A 21,394-nucleotide genomic window follows, 5' to 3' on the forward strand; every position below is an offset into this window, starting at 1 on the left:
TATGATCACAAAAGCCCGCCAGTTTGGCGGGCTTTTTTGTTGGAGCTCCTAGCTTGATCCAACCAAGCCCCGCGCTTTTCGCCGCAAATGGCGTTCATAGATGATCCGGGCGACGATGTGCTTATATCCCCAGCTCGCGATAGGGCGAACGATGGGCCAGCCCCCAATACGTGCGACCAATTGATACCGAGGCATTTGCGACCAAAGCGCGAGGAATGCATCCCAGCCCACGAGCAGCTTGTCATCATGAATGACGTGTAAAAGCCGCGTCGCCTGATCTTCGGTGACGCCCCAGTCAGATAGATCGATTTTGTTCAAATCTTCAAAGCCCAGCGGCAGGTTTTTGGTATCCGCATAGGCTTCATAATGGCACATTTCAGCGCTGCAGACCGGGCAGTCACCGTTATAAAGAGCGCGTGTTTTTGCGGGTCCACTCATTTGAACATCCCTTTCATATCAAAGGTAATGCACCTGAGAGCTGGTGCAAGCACCTGCGGCGAATTGGTAAATATGAGCCCTTGAATAAGTCAGCAATGCTGTCTATTTCTTGCAGTCAGGGAGGCCAAATATTTCGCGTATGTGTTGCGCTTTTAATCAGGCTTCGTCATGTCCCGTTCCAGTTTTAAGCACCTGATTTCTTTCTATGACTTGCAGGGTCTGTGTTTTGGCATACTGTTAGCCTGCTTGGCTATGGTATTGCTCAAGGGGGCTGGTTTGGTCACGGGGCAAACAGCTGGCCTAGCGCTGCTGTTGTCTTACCTGACTCCTCTGGATTTTGGGTTGCTGTTCTTTTTGCTGACACTGCCATTTCTTCTGATGGGCTGGACGATGCGAGGAGCCGTTTTTGCGATGCGCACAGCCTTTGCAGTGATCAGCATTTCGGTTCTGGTGCCGTTCTTTAGCAAACATATTGAATTTGCATCCATCCACCCTTTAAGCGCAGCGATCTTTGGTGGTGTGACGGCTGGCATGGCTGTGATTGCTATGTTCCGCCACAATGCCTCTGCTGGCGGAATGACAGTTCTGGCGCTGCTAATTGAGCAAAGGATGGGGATCAAAACCGGATGGACCCAATTGAGCTTAGATTTCTTCATATTCGCTTGGTCTGCTTCGATTCTGTCCCCGGAAAATCTGATTTATTCTCTGATCGGTGCGATCACTATGAACCTGATGATTGCTTGGAACTTCAGAATTGAGCAAAGCGCCCCAAAATCGGCAGCCTAAACTTTAGTTTAGCTAAGTAAACAGAGGGTTCCGGTGAACACAGGCTTGACCTGTTAGGCCTCAGTGGACAGTAGTAAGAGCAAATTTGCTCCGTACACTTCACCCCTGAGGACATTCGATGCGCGTGAACCCGATTGGTCTTATTCTTACAGTTGTTGCGATCTTGCTGCCGATCATCTGGTTGCCTGGTTTGAAACACAAAGGAGATACCTTGGCGCTGTTCAGCCAGTACATGGGGATTGCGGCCTTGATCGCCATGGCGATCGTTCAGTTCATCTCGACGAGGTGGCGTCCGGTTGAATGGATTTTCGGCGGATTGGACCAAGGCTATGTCTTCCACAAATGGCTGGGTATCAGCGCGATGGCCTTCATTCTGATCCATGACACCATTGATGCAGAGATGAACCATCTGGGTGGTCAGAACCTACTGGAAGAGCTTGCGGAAACACTGGGAGAGTTAAGCCTCTACGGTTTGTTGATCCTTGTGGTGATCACCATTGCTACCTTCATCCCCTATCACCTGTGGCGCTGGACCCACCGATTGATGGGCTTCTTCTTTCTTGCTGGGGCGGCGCACTACCTGTTCATTTTGAAGCCGTTTCAGAATGGCGATCCGCTCGGGCTGTATACCTCGGCCTTTTGTGCCCTGGGCATCATCTGTTTCAGCTATCGCTTGCTGCCTGCGGGTATGCGCCCGACAAAGCGGTATTCTGTGGAAAACACGGAGGTGACCGGCAACGTGCTCGCCGTGACGCTTAAGCCAGAGGGGAGCCCATTGCGATATCGTTCGGGTCAATTTGCCTTCGCGAGTTTTCAAGGCTCTGAACCGCATCCATTTACGATTTCAAAAGCGCCAAGCGACGATGGCAGCGTCCGGATGTCGATTGCACGCTTGGGCGATTTCACCACCCGTTTGCATCGCAATCTGGAAGTTGGTTCCAGCGTCCGCCTCGAAGGCCCGTATGGCCATTTTGAACGTCGCAATAGCGGAGGCAAAGAATTGTGGATCGGCGCTGGCGTGGGTATTACCCCCTTCCTCGCATGGGCGAATGCGTTGAAGCCAGAAGATGACCACGCGCATTTGGTCTACTGCGTGAAATCAGAAGCGGCTGCAGCACATTTGGATGAACTAAAAGCGCTGGCAGCAGAAAAGGCGAACCTTACGTTGCACATTCACAGTTCGACAACTGATGGCCGCGCTGATGCCGACGGTCTTCTGAAAACCACGGGCGTAGATACGACAAAGCTTACCGTTGCATTCTGTGGCCCAAAGGCGATGCGACACGCACTAAAGGATGGTTTCGCCAAAAACGGCGTGTCGGGTCGCAAGTTCAAATATGAAGAATTTGAAATTCGCACCGGTGTTGGTCTGAAGAAGCTGGCCAATACGCTTTTCAATCGCGTCGCGCTCCCCGAGCAGATTAAGAAGCAAGTCAGCCGCTAGCCGTTGACCTACATTTGAAACACAACGGAGTGATGGGCTGTGCCCTTTACTCCGCTTGCATTCTAGTCCTTCGCTTCGCATATCGATGGTTTGAACGATTTCGGAGATTTCATGTTACGTGCTGCCCTGACCGCCGCAACTCTGACTTTGGCAAGCCTTGTGCAGGCCGAGACCAAAGTTCCCACAAGCCAAGCAGAAATTTCATTGGGTTTCGCCCCGTTGGTCAAAGAGGCAGCGCCTGCTGTTGTGAACATCTACGCCAAGCGCTTAGTGGCTGTGCGCGAAAGCCCATTTCAGGGTGACCCGTTCTTTCAAAACCTGTTCCGCGACTTCGGAACATCGCGACCTCAAGTACAGAATTCATTGGGGTCAGGGGTCATTCTATCCGCTGATGGGATCGTTGTTTCAAATTACCACGTCGTAGGCATGGCCACGGATATTCGTGTTGTTCTGAATGATCGTCGCGAATTCACAGCAAGTGTGCTGTTGGCTGATGAGGCCAATGATCTGGCCATTCTTCAGCTCAACGAGCCTGAATCCATGCCCTACTTGCCGCTGCGCGACAGTGACAGCGTTGAGGTAGGGGAGTTGGTCCTGGCCATCGGCAACCCGTTTGGCGTCGGGCAGACAGTTTCTAGTGGTATTGTATCTGGTTTGGCCCGCACCGGAGCTGCTGCAGGCACGGGACAGGGATATTTCATCCAAACGGACGCTCCAATTAACCCTGGCAACTCTGGAGGTGCGCTGATTGATGTGAATGGCGACCTCATCGGCGTTAACACACGTATTTTAACCCGGTCGGGTGGCAGCAACGGCATCGGTTTTGCGATCCCTGCAAACCTCGTTGCCGCATTTGTGGATCAAGCAAAGGCGGGCAATAAGCGATTTGAAAAGCCATGGGCCGGGGCAACAGGACAACCTGTTGATGCTGATATAGCCGAGAGCCTTGGGTTCTCACGCCCAGGAGGCATCCTGATCTCTGCGTTGCACCCTGAAAGCCCTTTTCTTGCTGCAGGGATTGCGCCCGGAGACGTTATCCTGGCCGTTGACGGGCAACCCATCACCAGTGGCGCTGAAATGATCTTTCGCATGTCTGTCGCGGGGTTGGGCGGTACGGCCGAAATCTCAGGAATTATTGGTGGACAACCAGACAAAGTGGAAGTTGCATTGATTGCGCCGCCGGAAGTGCCAAGCCGCGACACAGTTGTGACCTCACGCCGGTCAGTGTTGCCGGGGGTGGTGGTTTCCAACCTGAACCCAGCGCTCATTGCGGAACTCGGATTGCCGCTAAAAGAGGAGGGCGTGGTTGTTGAAGAACTGGGAGAGTTTGGTTCGCAGGTAGGGTTGCGTGTGGGAGATATTCTCTTAGCGGTCGACAATACACGTATCGAGGAACCAAAAAACGTCGAGGAGGCCCTTCAGGCGGCGTCAAGACGTGTCAGTATTACGGTCGAACGTGGCTCGCGTCGGGTGACTTTGCGCTTTAGACTGTAAGCATGAGTGATCTATTCGGAGATACGTCGCCAACTACGGCGGCGGATAATGCACCACGGCCATTGGCTGATCGACTGCGTCCACAATCTTTGGCGGATGTGATTGGGCAATCCCAAGTTTTAGGGCCTGAAGCACCATTAGGGGTGATGCTGTCTTCGGGGTCGCTGAGTTCATTGATATTCTGGGGGCCACCCGGAGTTGGTAAAACCACCATCGCGCGGCTTTTGGCGCGGGAAACCGATCTACATTTTGTCCAGATTAGCGCGATCTTCACAGGGGTGCCGGATCTCAAGAAAGTCTTTGAGGCTGCGAAAATCCGGCGTCAGAACGGTCAGGGGACTTTGCTGTTCGTTGACGAAATCCATCGCTTTAATAAAGCACAACAGGATGGGTTTTTGCCGCACATGGAAGACGGCACCATCTTGCTCGTAGGGGCGACAACCGAAAATCCCAGCTTTGAGTTGAACGCTGCGGTGCTGAGCCGGGCGCAGGTTTTGGTTTTGGAGCGGTTGTCGACTGAGGAGCTGGAGCGTTTGATGACGCGCGCAGAAGTCGAATTAGATGTGACATTGCCATTGGATGTCGCCGCGCGTGCCGCTCTTTTGGAAATGGCGGACGGTGACGGCCGTGCGTTGCTAAATTTGATTGAGCAGGTTGCGGCCTGGAAGACGGATGCCGACCTGACGCCAGATCAGCTGTCAAAACGGCTGATGAAGCGGGCTGCAAAATACGACAAATCGGGCGAAGAACATTACAACCTGATTTCCGCTCTGCATAAATCGGTGCGTGGATCCGATCCAGACGCAGCACTTTATTGGTTCGCACGCATGCTTGAAGGGGGGGAGGACCCTCGGTTTCTAGCCCGTCGCATCACACGAATGGCCGTGGAAGACATCGGGCTTGCTGATCCGCAGGCGCAGGCCGTCTGTTTGCAGAGCTGGGAGACCTATGAGCGCTTGGGCTCGCCAGAAGGGGAACTCGCTCTAGCGCAGGCTTTGGTCTATCTCGCGCTCGCTCCGAAATCGAATGGGGTCTATGTGGCCTACAAGGCTGCTCGGCGGGGGGCGAAGAAAACCGGATCAGAGATGCCCCCGAAACACATCCTGAACGCGCCCACGCGTTTGATGGAAGATCAGGGCTATGGGTCAGGCTATGCCTATGATCACGATGCCGAAGATGGGTTTTCTGGGCAGAACTATTTTCCCGATGGGATGGAGCGGCCTGAATACTATGCACCCGTTGAGCGCGGGTTTGAGCGCGATCTTAAGAAACGGGTCGAATATTTCGCGAAGCTACGCGCCAAGCGGAATGGAAGCACTTAGGGGCTTTGCCCCTTTGGCGTTGAAGCGCCATTCACCCCAAGGTATTTGCACAAAGAGAAGCATAGGGCGTTTCGCTTGACAAAGGCGCGGGCGCGGGTGAGAGACAGCCGATGTTTTTGAACCTTTTATATGTGGCCTTTGGCGGTGCCATGGGTGCTGTTTTGCGCTATGCGACGGGCCTTGGTGTTTTGCGCCTTGTGGGTCCGGGCTTCCCGATGGCGATCATCACTGTGAATATAATTGGTTCATTTTTGATGGGTGTCTTTGTGGTTATGGCGGCTAAGCGAGGGTTGACGCACCTCAGCCCGTTGATCATGACCGGATTTTTAGGTGGCTTTACCACCTTCTCGGCCTTTTCGCTGGAGACGGTGACTTTGGTTGAGCGTGGGGAAGGCGGGGCCGCATTGGTCTATGTATTGATCTCGGTGGTGGGGTCAATTTTGGCATTGGCGCTGGGCCTTTGGCTGGCGCGGGGGATTTGGGCATGAGCGGCGTACAGAATATCACGATTTCGGCGGATGATGCAGAGATGCGTCTGGATCGTTGGCTGAAGGCGCGGTTTCCGCAGCTAAACCAGATCCGCATCGAAAAGATGTGCCGCAAAGGTGAGTTGCGTGTCGATGGTGGGCGCGTGAAACCTGCTACGCGTCTGGCTGAGGGACAGAATGTGCGCGTTCCGCCATTGCCGGATAAGGCGCCGGAGCCGAGCGAACGCGGTGCTGCGAAGGTTTCTGCGGCGGATGAAAAGCTGATCCGCTCCTGCGTTATCTACCGAGATGATCATCTGATTATTCTGAATAAGCCCGCAGGCTTGCCCACACAGGGTGGGAGTAAGCAGACCCGCCACGTGGATGGGCTGAGTGAAGCGCTGAAGTTTGGCTATGAAGAAAAGCCGCGGCTGGTGCATCGCCTGGACAAAGACACATCCGGCGTTCTGGTTCTTGCCCGCACACGCAAGATGGCCTCTGAATTGACCACTGCCTTCCGTCATCACGCAACACGCAAAATCTATTGGGCTGTCGTGGCGGGTGTGCCGACGCCTTATCTGGGTGAGATCAAATATGGTTTGGTGAAAGCGCCGGGTCACGGGCGTCGTGGTGAAGGTGAAAAGATGATTGCCGTACATCCACGTGATGTGGCTGATACGCCGGGGGCGAAGCGCGCTATCACTCAATACGCTACGCTCTACCGCGTCGCGAGCCGCGCTGCTTGGGTGGCGATGGAGCCGATCACAGGTCGGACGCATCAGCTGCGTGCTCATATGGCAGAGATCGGGCATCCGATTATCGGAGACGGGAAATACGGTGGTTCTGGTCAAGAGAACCTTGGTGATGGTTGGGGTGCGCAACTGGGCGGAATTATTTCCAAAAAGCTGCACCTGCACGCGCGCACAATCAGTTTTGAGCATCCAGCGACGAAGCAGATCCTAACCATTCATGCACCATTGCCAGAACATATTGCCCATACGTTTGAAACCTTTGACTGGACGCCAGATATGGCGGCTGAAGACCCCTTTGAGGAACTGCAATGACGGATTTGCGTCTTGTAGTGTTTGATGTCGACGGTACACTTGTTGATAGTCAGAGCCATATTATGGCGGCTATGTCTGAGGCCTTTCGCGTGCAGGGGTTGGAGCTTCCAGATCGTGAGGCCATCTTAGGACTGGTTGGCTTGTCCCTGGATGTGTTGATGCCGCGACTGGCACCCGATCACGGTGCCGATATCCATGCGGCCTTGGTGCAGGGCTACAAAGACGCTTTTGTCACCATTCGCCAAGATCAGCCTGCGGCTGCGCATACACCACTATTTCCCGGCGCTCAGGATGTGTTGGATCAATTGCATGCGGTGCCAGAGACCCTTTTGGGCGTGGCGACGGGAAAATCACGACGCGGGTTGGATAAGGTGCTGGAGGCCCATGAACTGACGAAGCGTTTTGTGACCGAGCAGGTGGCGGATCATCATCCATCAAAACCGCATCCAGCCATGTTGCAGGCCTGTTTGGCGGAGACCGGGATTGCGCCTGCGCGCGCTGTGATGGTTGGAGACACGAGCTTTGACATGGAGATGGCGAAGGCCGCTGGCTTCTATGCGGTGGGCGTCAGCTGGGGCTATCATGAGCGCGCGGAACTCGGTGCTGCGGATGTGGTCATTGATCACTTTGAAGAATTGCACGATGTGCTGAAAGATTATTGGGGATAGGCATGGCCGGCTGGAATACCAAACGAAAATTCTGGAAAGAGACATCTGTTTCGCAAGGAGAAGATGGTTTCGCGGTTTTGCTGGACGGACGGGGTCTGAAAACGCCTGCTAAGACACCGGTTGTGGTGCCGACTGAAACAATCGCTCAAGCCATCGCGGCTGAGTGGGATGTGCAAGTTGAAGAGATCGATCCGCTGACTATGCCCGTCACGCGCTGGGCAAATGCGGCACTTGATAAAGTGGCGCTGCAACATGCCGAGGTTGCCGATATGCTGGCGGAATATGGCGGTACGGACCTTTTGTGTTACCGCGCTGATAACCCTCAAGAATTGGTAAATCGACAAGCCGAGCTCTGGGATCCGGTTTTGGATTGGGCTGCTGAAACTTTGGGCGCGCGCCTGGTTCCAGTGCAAGGGGTCATGTTTCAGTCCCAGGACGATAGCGCTTTGGAGCACTTGCGGACACGGGTACATGGCTTCTCCAACTTTGAAATGTCGGCTTTCCATGACCTGGTGTCGCTTTCCGGTTCGCTGATTCTCGGATTCGCTGCAGTCGAAAATTTGAGACCAATTGACGAGCTTTGGGCGCTTTCAAGGGTCGATGAGCTTTGGCAAGAAGAACAATGGGGACGCGATGAAGAGGCTCATGAACTCGCCGAAATCAAGAAAGCAGCCTTTGTCCAAGCCCACAAGAACTTCAATTTGTGTTTTAATTAAAAAGAGTTAAGGCGAATCTGCATGGTTTGTAGACGCCATTTAACTTATTGATCAAAATCCCTGATCCACCCCTTGACCTTTTTTGATGTTTCAAAGCAAACTGGATTGCGCTGATGGGGGCGAGACCCGACTTCAGCATTAAAAATGCCGATCGATAAAGATCGGTGCTCTGCTCCCAACGCGGGGCGGCAACTCAGGAAGAGGTAAATATGAAAAAATCCGTAATCTTTGGCGCGGCGACACTTGCTTGCATGTCTGCAGTCGCGGCCACAGCCGGTACCGTTGATGATGTAAAAGCACGCGGCAAACTGAACTGTGGTGTGGCGTCAGGTCTGGTTGGTTTTGCGACCCCAGATGCAAACGGCGAATGGGGTGGCTTCGACGTGGCGGTCTGCCGCGCGGTTGCAGCTGCTGTTCTTGGTGACCCTAAGGCGGTTGAGTTCGTTCCAACCACCGGTAAAACACGCTTCACCGCTCTGGCTTCTGGCGAGATCGATATGCTGGCGCGTAACACCACATGGACATTCTCCCGTGACGTTGACCTGAAGTTCACCTTTGTTGGTGTGAACTATTATGACGGTCAGGGCTTCATGGTTCCAAAAGAACTGGGCGTTTCCTCTGCGAAAGAGCTGGATGGCGCAACTGTATGTATCCAAACTGGTACAACAACAGAACTGAACCTGGCGGACTTCTTCCGCACAAACGGTATCAGCTATGAGCCAGTTCCGATCGAGACCAATGCTGAAGCACAGCAGCAGTATCTCGCAGGTGCGTGTGACGTTTACACAACCGACGCATCCGGCCTTGCAGCGACACGTGCAGCGTTTGAAAACCCAGATGAGCACGCGGTTCTGCCAGAGATCATCTCTAAAGAGCCACTGGGCCCACTGGTGCGTCACGGCGACAACGAGTGGGGCGACATCGTTCGCTGGACTCTGAACGCTCTGATCACAGCTGAAGAGCTGGGTGTGACATCTGCAAACGTCGCAGAGCTGTCCGCAGGTACAAACAACCCTGAAATCAACCGTCTGCTGGGTTCCGAAGGTTCCCTGGGCGAGATGCTGGGTCTGTCTGCTGACTGGGCGAAAAGCGCTATCATGGCGGGTGGTAACTACGGCGAAGTGTTCGAAAAGAACATCGGCGAGAACACCCCAATCGGCCTGGCGCGTGGTCTGAACGCTCAGTACACCGATGGTGGTCTGATCTACTCTCCACCATTCCGCTAAGAACTTAATGGCCTAGGGCGCGAGACTTCTCGCGCCCTTCGCTTTTTATTCGGTACGAATAACGTGGTCTGACCTCAGAGAATGCGCAGCAAATAGCGCTGAGGAGCAGATCAAAAACGGGGAACATCCTTAATGACCACTCTCACCGACCCTCCGAAGGAGTCGTTTCGGCTATCTATGCTGATTTACGACACCCGGTATCGCTCGGCGACTATCCAGGTTGTGGCACTGATGGGCTTTATGCTGCTTGCAGCTTGGTTGATCAGCAATACACTCACCAACCTAGAGACCCTTGGGAAACCGATTTCGCTGGCCTTTTTTACTGAGCCTGCGAGCTACGACATCAACCAACGTCTACTGGAATATGACAGCCGCGACAGCCACCTGCGAGCAGCCTTTATCGGTTTGCTGAATACACTGGTTGTTGCCGTTCTGGGCTGCATCACAGCAACCATTCTCGGTGTCCTTATTGGCGTTCTGCGCCTGTCCAAAAACTGGCTCGTCGCCCGCATCATGACCGTATATGTGGAAATGTTCCGCAACGTACCGGTTCTGCTGTGGATCGTATTGGCTATGGCGGTTTTGATTGAAAGCCTGCCTTCTCCGCGTGCCTTCCGGGGTGAAAACCCAGAAGCCACCATGAGCCTGTTTGATACCGTCGCAGTGACAAACCGTGGGGTATATATCCCAGAGGCACTTTTCCATAACTCCTTGGGCAACATCCACCTGTTCGGTCAAAGCTCTATGCGCTTTGACATCTCACTGGATCTTGTGGCGTTCCTTGTTGTTCTGATTGCCGGTCTGTTTGTTTCCAACAAGATCAAACAGCGCGCTGACAAAGTTCAGGAAGAAACCGGTGAGCGCCCAACCACGTGGTGGCAGCGACTTGCGGTTGTCTTTGTACCGATCGTGATCCTTCTGGCCATTCTGGGCTTCCATCTGGGGTATCCGGAGCTGAAAGGATTTAACTTCAGCGGCGGCACGCACATGCGGAACTCACTGATTGCGCTTTGGTTGGCTCTGTCGCTTTACACAGCGGCTTTCATCGCAGAGATCGTTCGTGGCGGTATTCTTGCCATCAGCCACGGTCAGACCGAAGCAGCCGGCGCATTGGGTTTGCGTCAGGGCCGCATCATGAGCTTGGTGGTCCTGCCTCAGGCACTGCGCGTCATCATCCCACCGATGATTTCCAACTATCTGAACCTGACCAAAAACTCGTCTCTGGCGATTGCGGTAGGTTACATGGACATCACCGGCACATTGGGTGGCATTACAATGAACCAGACCGGGCGTGAGCTTGAGTGTGTTGTACTTTTGATGGGGGTTTACCTGCTGATCAGCCTCTCCATTTCATTTGTGATGAACTGGTACAACAAACGCGTCGCATTGGTGGAGCGGTAATATGAGTGATAAATCTTTTGTCCGCACAGAAATGCTGCCAGAACTCGATCCTCCGGCGTCTACCGTAGGGATTGTGGGTTGGATGCGTGAGAATCTATTCTCAAGCGTTGTAAACTCCATTCTGACAGTCGTGTCTCTTGGCTTCATCTTCTACATTTTGGCCGGCTTGCTGCCTTGGATTTTCCAATCCGAATGGGGCGCAACCTCGCTGACCGAATGTCGTGAGATCTTTAACGAGAAATACGGCACTTCCCATGGTCACGCCTGCTGGGGTGTGGTGAACGACCGTTGGCTACAACTGCTTTACGGTTTCTACCCAGATTACCTTTACTGGCGCGTCAACCTTGCTTTGGTCCTGACCTTGGCGGCTTTGGCACCGATCTTGTTTGCTGAGAAAGCTCCACGTCAGATGATCTATCTGACAATGGCTTACCCATTCCTGATGCCTTGGCTTCTATGGGGCGGCTCTATCTGGGGTCCAATCTGTGCAGCAGCCGGCTTTGTTGTCATCTTCTTTGGCTACCGGTTCGTCACTAATATTGCAGGTAGTCTTGTTGGTTTGATCGTGTCTGTACTTGCTGGCATCATCTGGTGGATGTTCATCGCAGGAACAGTGGCATCTGGGCTGGAGTCGGTTCTGAACATCGGTATCGAAGCAGTTGAATCGCGTAAGTTCGGTGGCTTCATGCTGGCGCTTCTTTTGGGGATCGTTGCAATTGGTTGTTCACTTCCTCTGGGCATTCTTCTTGCGCTAGGACGTCAGTCCGACCTCCTGATCGTGAAAACAATCTGCGTTGGCTTTATCGAGTTCATCCGGGGCGTACCGCTGATCACTCTGTTGTTCGTGGCATCGCTTTTGTTGAACGTGTTCCTGCCACCTGGCACGAACTTCGATATCATCTTGCGCGTTATGATCATGATGACCCTCTTCTCCGCCGCTTATATGGCGGAGACCATTCGGGGTGGTCTGGCTGCATTGCCAAAAGGTCAATACGAGGGGGCTGACTCCCTTGGTTTGAACTACTGGCAGGCACAACGCCTGATCATCATGCCTCAAGCATTGAAAATCTCGATCCCGGGCATCGTTTCCAACTTTATCGGTATCTTCAAGGACACCACCCTTGTTTCGATCATTGGTCTGTTCGATGTGATTGGTCTGTCGACAGCGATCCGTGCTGACACCGCTTGGAACGGCATCTACTGGGAACTCTTCGCGTTTATCGCGGTGCTGTTCTTCATCGTATGTTTTTCCATGTCCCGCTATTCCATGTACCTGGAGCGCAAGCTTCAAACTGGTCATAAACGATAGGAGATCACGTAATGTCTGATCTACAATCCGACCGCACCATCGATCGCTCCAAAATGGAAGTGAGCGACGAGGTTGCCATCCAAATCACCAACATGAACAAGTGGTATGGTTCATTCCACGTGTTGCGTGACATCAACCTGACCGTCAATCGTGGCGAACGGATCGTTATCGCGGGCCCATCGGGCTCCGGTAAATCCACCATGATCCGTTGCATCAACCGGCTGGAAGAACACCAGCAGGGGCAGATTATCGTTGACGGAACAGAGCTGACATCTGACCTGAAGAACATCGATAAGATCCGTTCTGAGGTTGGCATGTGTTTCCAGCACTTCAACCTGTTCCCACACCTGACGATCCTGGAGAACTGTACTCTGGCGCCAATCTGGGTACGCAAAACACCTCAGAAAGAAGCCATCGAAACAGCGATGCACTTCCTTGAAAAGGTGAAGATACCAGAGCAGGCCAATAAGTACCCTGGTCAGCTGTCTGGCGGTCAGCAGCAGCGTGTGGCGATTGCCCGCTCGCTCTGCATGAAGCCACGGATCATGCTGTTTGACGAACCGACATCTGCGCTCGACCCGGAGATGATTAAAGAGGTTCTGGATACCATGATCGAACTCGCGGAAGAGGGCATGACCATGCTCTGCGTGACCCACGAGATGGGCTTTGCGCGTCAGGTTGCAAACCGCGTGATCTTCATGGACGCGGGCCAAATCGTGGAGCAGAACGAACCGGAAGAGTTCTTCAACAATCCGAAGAGCGAACGGACCAAACTGTTCCTCAGCCAGATCCTGGGTCACTAAGCCTAGTCAAAGAGATCAAAGAAAAGGCCCGCCACTTTGCGGGGCTTTTTTACGAGCGCCAGCTGCGCTTCCATCCAAGGCCAAGACACCAGAGCGTGGCAGCATATATCACCGCCAGAGCCACCTCGCTGGGATAACTGGAAAGATCGAGCAGACTTTTTGTCGGGTAACTTGCAAAGAGTGCCAGAGCCACCACCAGTGCCATGGCTACAGCAGGCGCATCTACCTTATGAATGGCCCTGCGTGCCAATGCGGCTGAGATCAGTGCAAAGACAATGCTGGCTTGAAGATCGGTCGTGTTGGTATTTTGTTGGGCCAAAAACATGACACCAATAATGCTCAAGATTATGACAGCGTGTTTGTTCATCTGGCTTCCAGAAGCTCTCTGGGAACGATGAAATCAACCACTTTTCCGGTGCCTGCTTCGATCTGCGACCAATCATGGATTTCAAAATCTATCACCGTGGTCGCACAGGTTGGATAGTCATAGAAACGATTGTGTTGGGGCGGAATGTCCACCAATTGCTCCGCGAAGTCTGCAATTCCTGGATTATGGCCGAGCATGAGCACCGTATCCACCGTTTCCTTCTTAAGCTCGACTAGCATGACCTTTGGGGTGGCGAGATAAAGGCTATCTTCGAAACGGGCCGGAGCATCAAAGTGCAGACCATAACATGTCTCTCGTGTGCGTTTGGCGCTGGAACTTAAGATTGCATCTGGCAGATAGCCATTTTCGCGCAGCCAGACGCCAATTGCTGGAGCGGACTTATAGCCTCGATTGTTCAGCGGTCTGTCAAAGTCTGCACCGGGGTGTTCCCAGCTGGATTTGGCGTGGCGGATCAGGATTAGTCGTTTGGTCATTCGCCGACAAAGGCCTTCATGTGAAATTCTGATTGCGCTTTTACTCTGCCAAAATTCTGCGAGACAGGGCAGCTTAATCTGACCTTACACCCTGAAAGACAGGCGCTTCCGACTTTGCTGCCTATATAGGTTTTGCAGGCGGCTACATCGTAGCCTGACGGCGTCAGGGCCTCGATGGGGCAGGCTGTCTTGCAGGGTTGGTTCACACAAGAGTCACAGGGGTTGTCATGAGGCAGGGGCAGATCATGGAACTCGGACAGGGCCAGGACCCCTCGGAAAGAGGTGAATAGCCCAGCTTTGTGGTGCACAAGAAGCCCTACGGGCGATTGATAACAGCTCGATTTCAGCGCCCATTGAATAAACGGAGGATAAGGCGGGCCATCAGAGGGAAAGTAGACTTTGCCGCCAAGCTTTTCCGCAACTTGTTGTAGTACGCGTTTGGAGAAACGATCCATTCCGTCAGGCAAACCGTCCAAATACTCCGGTTGTTGCGTGAAGTGGCTCCAGAACTCCGGTTCATCTGGTCCAATCATCAATGCGGTCTGATATCCAGTGAACCACTCATCATCGGGCGGGTGAAAACCACCCACAATGGTTAGTGCGTGTTTTTGAAGCGTGCTTTCAATCATTTTTTCTTGAATGGCAGGATTAAGGACCACCCCAGTTTGGATGGGCGGTCATCTTGCCACTGGAGACCTGTTATCATGTCATCATGCCCTGCTTCCGGCTGTGCAATATAGGTGCCGAACAGGCGATCCCATATCGACAAAGAGAACCCGTAGTTGCTGTCATGCTCATGACGATGCACGGAATGATGAACGCGGTGCATGTCAGGAGTGACCAAAACGCGGCGGATTGCGACATCAACAGGTAATGGAAGCCGAATATTGGCGTGGTTGAACATGGCGGTGCCATTCAGCAGGACTTCAAACAGGACAATCGCCAAAACGCTTGGGCCAAGCGCATAGACCAGCCCGATTTTCAAAAGCATCGAAAGCGCAATTTCTACGGGATGGAAGCGGATAGCGGTTGTCACATCCATGTCGCGATCCGCATGGTGAACGCGGTGAAGGCGCCAAAGGATCGGCACTTTGTGGGTGATTAAATGCTGAAGCCAGATCGCGAAATCAAAGACTAGAATAGCGAGTAAAACTTCAAGCCAAACAGGTGCTTCGAACTGGTTGAAAAGCCCCCATCCGTTGTTGCCTGCGTCGAGTGCCGCCCCGGCAGCCAGCGCTGGGAGGGCGAAGGCCATTACCTGAAGTGTGCCTGAGTTTAGAATTGAAATCGCCCAGTTCGTCACCCAACGCTTGGATCGTTTATGGACACGGGCACGGCGCGGGATGAGCCATTCAATGCTCGCTAAAGCAATGAAAAGCCCAAAGAAAACACCGAGGCGGATGACAGCTTCATTTTCCATGCACCAACAGTAGGTGCATGGTTTGGCAAGTCAAATGGCTTAAGCTCACTTTTGGGTCAGGCGTCGCCGCGGATCAAGGAGCCGGCACCGTGTTCGGTAAATAGCTCCAACAAACAAGCGTTTGGCGCGCGCCCGTCGAGGATAACGACCGCACGAACGCCGCCTTCGATGGCGTTCAAGGCGGTTTCAGTTTTTGGGATCATGCCCCCAGCAATCACACCTTTCGCGGTCAGATCTTTGATCTGCTGGGACGTGAGCTCTGTCATGACCTCACCTGCTCCATTTTTCACACCGGCCACGTCTGTCAAAAGCAGCAGGCGGTCAGCATTCAGTGACGCCGCAATTGCACCAGCTGCGGTATCGCCGTTGACGTTGAAGGTCTCTCCATCCTCTCCAGCACCAAGCGGTGCAATCACAGGGATGGTGTTTTTTGCAAAGAGGTCGTGCAGAACCTCTGGGTTCATGGCGTTTGGCGTGCCAACAAAGCCAAGTTCAGGATTTGTTTGCGTGCAGACCATTAGATTTGCATCTTTGCCAGACAGTCCAACGGCTTTGCCGCCCTGACGGTTGATCGCTTGAACAATTCGCTTGTTGACGGTGCCAGATAGGACCATTTCGACAACTTCAACGGTCGCCTGATCGGTGACACGCTTGCCGTTCACAAAATCAGATTTGATCTGCAGCCGGTCCAGCATCGCATTGATCATTGGACCACCGCCATGCACGACAACTGGGTGGATGCCCACCATCTGCATCAGCACAACATCGCGTGCAAATTCTTCCATCGCCTCATCACTGCCCATGGCGTGTCCACCAAGTTTGATGACAACAATCGCACCGGTGTAGCGCTGCAGATAGGGCAGAGCTTGAGACAGGGTGCGGGCGGTGGCGATCCAATCGCGGTTCATGTTTTGCTTCTTCATATGCTGGTCCTCTGGCTGCCCCTGTTAACGGGTTTGCCCAAGGTTGGCTATGGCTTTGAGGCCATCTTGTTTTCCGCGTCAGGTCAAATTCGCAATCAGCGCACGTAGGGTTGGAAGACCCCAGCCCTTTTCGCTGGAAGTAACAACAAGTTCTGGGAAAGCCGCTGGGTGTTTGGACAGAGCTTGGCGCACCTGATCCATCGTCTTTTCGCGGTCTTTCTCTTTCACCTTATCGGCTTTGGTCATCACGACCTGAAATGTTACAGCAGAGCTGTCCAGCAAAGACATGATCTCATCGTCCACGGCCTTCACACCGTGACGGCTGTCGATCAAAACAAAGGCGCGGCGCAGGCTCACGCGACCAGATAGGTAGCGCTTCAATAGCTTTTGCCACTTTTCGATAACCGGCAGAGGCGCGTTTGCAAAACCATAGCCCGGCAGGTCGACCAGATAGTGGCTTTCCGCGAGGGTGAAATAGTTGATTTCTTGCGTGCGACCCGGCGTGTTGGATGCGCGCGCAAGGCCCTTACGACCGGTCAAGGCATTGATCAAGCTGGATTTCCCAACGTTTGATCGCCCTGCAAAACAGACCTCTATCCGGTCATCTCCAGGCAGGCCGTCCATGGCGACCACACCTTTCAGAAAGTCGGCATTGCTGCCAACAAAAAGTTTGCGGCCTTTTTCGCGGCTTACATCGTCTGGTTCTTCGACCAGGGGGAAGGGGAGTTGCATCAGAGCACCTCAACAGTGTCGCCGCGCGCAATGTCACCGGCTTTGGTTACATAGGCCTTTACGCCGAAGTCCAGATGCCCAAAGTTGTCGCGCAGACTTTTAAGTGTGTCGTAGTCATATTGGCCGGTCAGGGGATCAACGGTTGTTGCTTTGCAGCGTTCGATCCGCTCACGGACTTCGAACTCTGCTGTGCCAACACGGATCGATTTGCCAACCAGATCAAATTCATCCCAGGGGGCCATACCATCCAGATGGATGTTGCCACGCCAGCGGTCCATCGACAGCTCTGCGTCAAAGGTCGCGCCAAGCGCTGCATTAGAGGCCAGATTCAGAAGGCTTATAGAAGGCCAGCTTGAATCGGTAAGGCCTACTCCAGGTACTTTCATAATGCCGGTCGATTGGCGCCGTTCGGCAGGCATGATCGGACGCACCCAATCCACGAATTTCTGTGCATCTTCATCTGGATCAAATGTCAGATCCCACAATTCTGGGTGGCTCAAGGTCACTTTACCCGAAGCCTCATCCAGCTTTGCGGTCAGCGCCATCAAATGTGGTGAGCTTGCGCCGCGTGAAAAGTTGATACACCGGGCCCATTCGGACCCATCTGCTTTGGTTGCTTCGTGGGTCACGGCCCAATGGCGATCCCAAGGCATGCACTTGCCTGCCTCTAGCGCAGCGCGCTCAAGCGGTTCGCGGCCATGAGCCTTGATTGGATGGCGCCAGAGGGCCGCGACCGAAATTGTCACTTTTCTTCAGCCTTCGACTTGCGTTTGAAACCAGATTTGATGTTGCCAAAAACATCTGGTTTGTAGCCGTGAATTCGCATGATCGAATATTGCTGAATGAAGGTGATCGTGTTGTTCGCAATCCAGTAGACGACCAGACCTGACGCAAAGGTGCCCAGCATGAACATGAACACCCAAGGCATCCAAGCAAAGATCATCTTCTGTGTCGGATCCGTTGGAGCTGGATTCAGCTTTTGTTGCAGCCACATAGAAACGCCCAACAGGATCGGTAGGATACCCAGCGAGAAGAAGGCGAAGATACCCAGATCAGGAACCGTGTAAGGCAGAGCACCAAACAGGTTGAAGATCGATGTTGGATCTGGTGCGGAAAGGTCTTTCAGCCAGCCCACCCAGGGTGCGTGACGCAGTTCCAGTGTGACGAAGATCACCTTATAGAGCGAGAAGAAGATCGGGATCTGCAGCAGGATTGGCAAACAACCTGCGGCCGGATTGACCTTCTCTTTTTTGTATAGCTCCATCATGGATTGCTGCAGCTTCTGACGGTCATCGCCTGCCTTTTCCTTCAGCTTTTCCATTTCTGGCTGCAGCTCTTTCATCTTGGCCATAGAGGCATAAGATTTATAGGCCAATGGGAAAACGATGATCTTAATCAAAACCGTCAGACCAATGATGGCCCAGCCCATGTTGCCGATCAGAGTGTTCAGCCAGTGCAGCACTGCGAACATTGGCTTGGTCAGGAAGAAGAACCAACCCCAATCAATGCTGTCCAGGAAGCCATTGATGCCGCCTTCGTTCTGATAGCTGCGGATTGCCGCCCAGTCTTTGGCGCCGGCAAAAAGTTGGCTATCAATAGTGACTGTTTGACCGTCAGCCAGTGTCTGTGTCGGCAGAACAGCTTCGGTTTGATAGATGTCGCGGCGGTCATCGTACTTGGATACAGACTTAAATGCGCTTGTTTGGGATGGGATTAGAGTTGCCATCCAGTAGTGATCAGTAAAGCCGATCCAGCCGTTTTCAGTGACCTGGGTGACTTCGGCTTTCGCGCCCTCTGAGGCATTAAAATCGTAGTCAGTCAGATCACCGTAGCTCGATTCTGTCAGCTCGCCATCGGACATGGCGATGAGGCCCTCGTGCAGAATGAAGAAATTCTTCAGATCCTGCGGCTCTCCGTGACGCGCGAGGATACCATAAGGCGCCAGTGAAACAGTGCCCGCGCCGTTGTTTTGAACGCTCTGTTTGATGGAGAACATGTAGTTTTCATCAATTGAGATCTCGCGCGAAAACACGAGGCCTGCTCCGTTGTCCCACGTCAGCGTAACCGGGCTGTTCTCTGTGAGGCGCGCCCCTTCTGCAGCAGCCCAAATGGTATTGGCACCGGGAACCGCGTCCAGGCCCAGGCCAGCGCCCGGCGCCCAGCCATAGAGGGCATAGTAGCTGCCTGCGGTACCGGTTGGGCGGAATAGGTGAACGATGTCAGAATTTTCGGCGAGTGTTTCGCGGTAGTTCTTGAGTGACAGGTCATCGATACGGCCACCTTGCAGTGAAATCGAACCCTTCAGCCGCTCGGTTTCAATGCTCAGACGAGGTGCATCTGTGACCTCAGCAACTTCAACAGTGTTGGGGGCAGTGGTCGCCGTCGCGTTCGCGACCGGCGTTGCCGCAACTGGTGTGTTTTCGGCTGTGGTGACTGCATTTGGATCTTCAGTGACGACAGGCTCTGGTGGGGGGAAGAAATAAAACCACCCGATGAGTACGAGAACGCTGAGCGCTGTTGCAAGAATAAGGTTCTTGTTATTGTCGTCCATTACGCAGGGCCACCTGTCTGTCTCAAGCCGCTTTGGGCAGCGGTTTGATGTATCTGTTGTTCGTCGCGATCACTTTCAAGCGCGAACAGCCCCAGAGGGGCTATGCAAAGAGATCGGTTCAGGGGAGGTTCAACAGAGGTCGACCGCAAAGGTCAAGAGGAATCGATGAATTGCCACCGGCGGAGGGCCGATAAGCGGCAAACTCAAGTTCCAAGCCCTCTTTGACCCAGTATTTCAGGTGGTTTTTGCAAACCCTGATAGTAGTTCTTCAACCAGGGAATCGTTTCAGAAAACGGCATTGGGCGCGCAATTCCATAGCCCTGCACATGTGTACATCCAAGCTGCGCCAGCATTGAATGTTCATTTGCGGTCTCCACCCCCTCGGCCAGAGTTTCGACCCCCAGTCTTTCTGCCATTGTGACAATTGCGGATACCAGTTTCTGTTGCTCCGCATCTTGATCAATCTGGATTATGAAGGATCGATCGATTTTTAACCGAGAGACCGCAAAGCGACGGATTGAACTGATCGAAGCATGCCCAGTGCCAAAATCATCAAGATCAACGTAGCAGCCAAGGTTGGCCAATCCATTTACGTTGCGGGCAATCGCTCCATCCGCCGTGCCGGCAATGACGGATTCCAAGACTTCAATTGAAAGTCTGGCCGGGGCGAGTTCAAACCGATCCAATTCCCAGTGGATTTTCTCTACCAGCATTGGATTGCGCAGCTCATCACCCGCGAAGTTTACGCCTACATGTGGAATGCGAAGCCCATGTCGATCCCATTCTTTCAGAGCCTCAAGGGAGTTTTTCAGCATATGGTCCGCCAAGCGTTCCAGTTGATTGGATCTTGTCAGCGCTTCCATAAAATGAACGGGGGCCAAAATGCCACGTTCCGGGTGCTGCCAGCGAGCAAGCGCCTCAAAGCCTGTTATTTCGCCTGTTTCAGTAGAGACCTGTGGCTGGAACCATGCATGAATCTGGTCGAGCTGCAGCGCGTTTGAAGCCTCTGTGCAAAGCTGCGCATGAGATCGATCCCGATTCAGGAGCTTTTTCGAATAGGCACGAATTGAGGAGGCACCGTTTCGATTGGCGTCCCGCAGGGCAATTTGGGCCGCCTTGTGCAATTCTTCAGCACCACCAGTATCGATTTGATCACTCCGGCAAAATCCGATGGAACAAGTGAGGCGCAGAGATGTGGCATCAATTGGGATCGGGCTTTCTACCGCTGACTTCAGTCGTGATGCGAGCTGAACACAGATTTCAAGATCCAAATGTCGCACAGGAGCCAGAGCAAACACATATTCGCCCTCATCGATCCGAGAAAGTCGATCATCTTCACGCATCGCGCGAAGTATACGTGCCCCAACTTTTTGCTGAATTTGTTGGGTTGCCACCTCACCGAATTTCGCCTGGAGTTGAGCAAATTCATCGATTTTGATCGAAAAACAGGCAAACCGGCGGTGATTGGTCGTCGCTTCCGAAGCCCATTTGTCCGCTTCTTTCTTTAATTCTGTCAGAGGCATCATCCCAGTAGGTATTTTTTCAAGCTCCTCCGATCGCCGATTTACCTGTCTGGCGGCGGCGATAGCCAAAACTGGAATGACTATCGTACATGCCATGAGCAGGGTAACGCCGCCAATCGAAAAGGCGCAGAGGCACAAAAAACTATATACGATGCCCAGCCACTCAGGCCGCCTTAAAAGCTCACGAAAGCTTTTGCTGCCGGAGTCACCCTCCGCAGACTTGCGTGTCCACATAATTCACCCTTT

Annotated in this window: 22 protein-coding genes; 12 read left to right on the top strand and 10 right to left on the bottom strand. The window is 53.3% G+C overall.

Going from position 1 to position 21,394, the window contains the following annotated elements:
• Positions 1–48: 48 nt before the first annotated feature.
• The gene (locus tag M0D42_RS00905) at positions 49–438 is read right to left on the bottom strand and encodes a thiol-disulfide oxidoreductase DCC family protein (protein WP_265019734.1); all 390 of its coding nucleotides are present in this window, start codon (positions 436–438) and stop codon (positions 49–51) included.
• A 168-nt stretch (positions 439–606) separates the two neighbouring features.
• Between M0D42_RS00905 and M0D42_RS00910 the strand changes: the two genes are divergently transcribed.
• The 12 genes from M0D42_RS00910 to M0D42_RS00965 all read left to right on the top strand — a co-directional run bounded on the left by M0D42_RS00910 (position 607) and on the right by M0D42_RS00965 (position 13,138).
• On the top strand, positions 607–1,224 hold the full coding sequence (locus M0D42_RS00910) for a YitT family protein (protein WP_265019735.1): 618 nt from the start codon (positions 607–609) through the stop codon (positions 1,222–1,224).
• Between the two features lie 118 nt (positions 1,225–1,342).
• Positions 1,343–2,668, top strand: a complete 1,326-nt coding sequence (locus M0D42_RS00915; protein ID WP_265019736.1) for a ferric reductase-like transmembrane domain-containing protein — start codon at positions 1,343–1,345, stop codon at positions 2,666–2,668.
• A 111-nt stretch (positions 2,669–2,779) separates the two neighbouring features.
• Positions 2,780–4,162 carry a trypsin-like peptidase domain-containing protein gene (locus tag M0D42_RS00920; protein ID WP_265019737.1) on the top strand — a complete coding sequence of 461 codons (1,383 nt, stop codon included), beginning with the start codon at positions 2,780–2,782 and terminating at the stop codon, positions 4,160–4,162.
• Between the two features lie 2 nt (positions 4,163–4,164).
• On the top strand, positions 4,165–5,484 hold the full coding sequence (locus M0D42_RS00925; RefSeq protein WP_265019738.1) for a replication-associated recombination protein A: 1,320 nt from the start codon (positions 4,165–4,167) through the stop codon (positions 5,482–5,484).
• A gap of 110 nt (positions 5,485–5,594) precedes the next feature.
• Positions 5,595–5,972 carry a fluoride efflux transporter CrcB gene (crcB, locus tag M0D42_RS00930; protein ID WP_265019739.1) on the top strand — a complete coding sequence of 126 codons (378 nt, stop codon included), beginning with the start codon at positions 5,595–5,597 and terminating at the stop codon, positions 5,970–5,972.
• Entirely contained in the window at positions 5,969–7,015 is a 1,047-nt protein-coding gene (locus M0D42_RS00935) for an RluA family pseudouridine synthase (protein ID WP_265019740.1), read from the top strand. Before crcB ends, M0D42_RS00935 begins: the two co-directional genes overlap by 4 nt.
• Entirely contained in the window at positions 7,012–7,683 is a 672-nt protein-coding gene (locus M0D42_RS00940; RefSeq protein ID WP_265019741.1) for an HAD-IA family hydrolase, read from the top strand. The genes M0D42_RS00935 and M0D42_RS00940 overlap by 4 nt, the downstream gene beginning before the upstream one ends.
• Before the next feature lie 2 nt (positions 7,684–7,685).
• Positions 7,686–8,399, top strand: coding sequence for an ATP12 family chaperone protein (locus M0D42_RS00945; protein ID WP_265019742.1), 714 nt, complete (start codon positions 7,686–7,688; stop codon positions 8,397–8,399).
• Between the two features lie 209 nt (positions 8,400–8,608).
• Positions 8,609–9,625 (top strand): amino acid ABC transporter substrate-binding protein, encoded by a 1,017-nt coding sequence (locus M0D42_RS00950; RefSeq protein ID WP_265019743.1) that lies wholly within the window; start codon positions 8,609–8,611, stop codon positions 9,623–9,625.
• A gap of 132 nt (positions 9,626–9,757) precedes the next feature.
• The gene (locus M0D42_RS00955; protein WP_265019744.1) at positions 9,758–11,026 is read left to right on the top strand and encodes an amino acid ABC transporter permease; all 1,269 of its coding nucleotides are present in this window, start codon (positions 9,758–9,760) and stop codon (positions 11,024–11,026) included.
• Position 11,027: 1 nt separating this feature from the next.
• Positions 11,028–12,335, top strand: coding sequence for an amino acid ABC transporter permease (locus tag M0D42_RS00960; RefSeq protein ID WP_265019745.1), 1,308 nt, complete (start codon positions 11,028–11,030; stop codon positions 12,333–12,335).
• An 11-nt stretch (positions 12,336–12,346) separates the two neighbouring features.
• Complete coding sequence (locus M0D42_RS00965; RefSeq protein ID WP_330221183.1) at positions 12,347–13,138, top strand: amino acid ABC transporter ATP-binding protein; 792 nt, start codon at positions 12,347–12,349, stop codon at positions 13,136–13,138.
• Positions 13,139–13,187: 49 nt separating this feature from the next.
• Here the strand turns inward: M0D42_RS00965 and M0D42_RS00970 are convergent, their stop codons facing one another.
• From M0D42_RS00970 to M0D42_RS01010, 9 genes are all read right to left on the bottom strand, one after another.
• The gene (locus M0D42_RS00970) at positions 13,188–13,505 is read right to left on the bottom strand and encodes a hypothetical protein (protein ID WP_265019746.1); all 318 of its coding nucleotides are present in this window, start codon (positions 13,503–13,505) and stop codon (positions 13,188–13,190) included.
• Positions 13,502–13,999 carry a SixA phosphatase family protein gene (locus tag M0D42_RS00975; RefSeq protein ID WP_265019747.1) on the bottom strand — a complete coding sequence of 166 codons (498 nt, stop codon included), beginning with the start codon at positions 13,997–13,999 and terminating at the stop codon, positions 13,502–13,504. Before M0D42_RS00975 ends, M0D42_RS00970 begins: the two co-directional genes overlap by 4 nt.
• Positions 13,996–14,628, bottom strand: coding sequence for a ferredoxin (locus M0D42_RS00980; protein WP_265019748.1), 633 nt, complete (start codon positions 14,626–14,628; stop codon positions 13,996–13,998). Before M0D42_RS00980 ends, M0D42_RS00975 begins: the two co-directional genes overlap by 4 nt.
• Entirely contained in the window at positions 14,625–15,419 is a 795-nt protein-coding gene (locus tag M0D42_RS00985) for a sterol desaturase family protein (protein WP_265019749.1), read from the bottom strand. Before M0D42_RS00985 ends, M0D42_RS00980 begins: the two co-directional genes overlap by 4 nt.
• A 56-nt stretch (positions 15,420–15,475) precedes the next feature.
• A complete protein-coding gene (argB, locus tag M0D42_RS00990) occupies positions 15,476–16,342 on the bottom strand; it encodes an acetylglutamate kinase (protein ID WP_265019750.1) in 867 nt (288 codons plus the stop codon).
• Between the two features lie 78 nt (positions 16,343–16,420).
• A complete protein-coding gene (gene yihA, locus M0D42_RS00995; RefSeq protein WP_265019751.1) occupies positions 16,421–17,074 on the bottom strand; it encodes a ribosome biogenesis GTP-binding protein YihA/YsxC in 654 nt (217 codons plus the stop codon).
• On the bottom strand, positions 17,074–17,820 hold the full coding sequence (locus M0D42_RS01000; protein WP_265019752.1) for an MOSC domain-containing protein: 747 nt from the start codon (positions 17,818–17,820) through the stop codon (positions 17,074–17,076). Before M0D42_RS01000 ends, yihA begins: the two co-directional genes overlap by 1 nt.
• Positions 17,817–19,625 (bottom strand): membrane protein insertase YidC, encoded by a 1,809-nt coding sequence (gene yidC, locus M0D42_RS01005; RefSeq protein ID WP_265019753.1) that lies wholly within the window; start codon positions 19,623–19,625, stop codon positions 17,817–17,819. The genes M0D42_RS01000 and yidC overlap by 4 nt, the downstream gene beginning before the upstream one ends.
• Positions 19,626–19,828: 203 nt before the next feature.
• Positions 19,829–21,382, bottom strand: a complete 1,554-nt coding sequence (locus M0D42_RS01010) for a putative bifunctional diguanylate cyclase/phosphodiesterase (protein ID WP_265019754.1) — start codon at positions 21,380–21,382, stop codon at positions 19,829–19,831.
• Between the last annotated feature and the right edge of the window lie 12 nt (positions 21,383–21,394).

This window comes from Cognatishimia activa (genome assembly GCF_026016445.1).
Classification (GTDB): Bacteria; Pseudomonadota; Alphaproteobacteria; order Rhodobacterales; family Rhodobacteraceae; genus Cognatishimia; species Cognatishimia activa_B.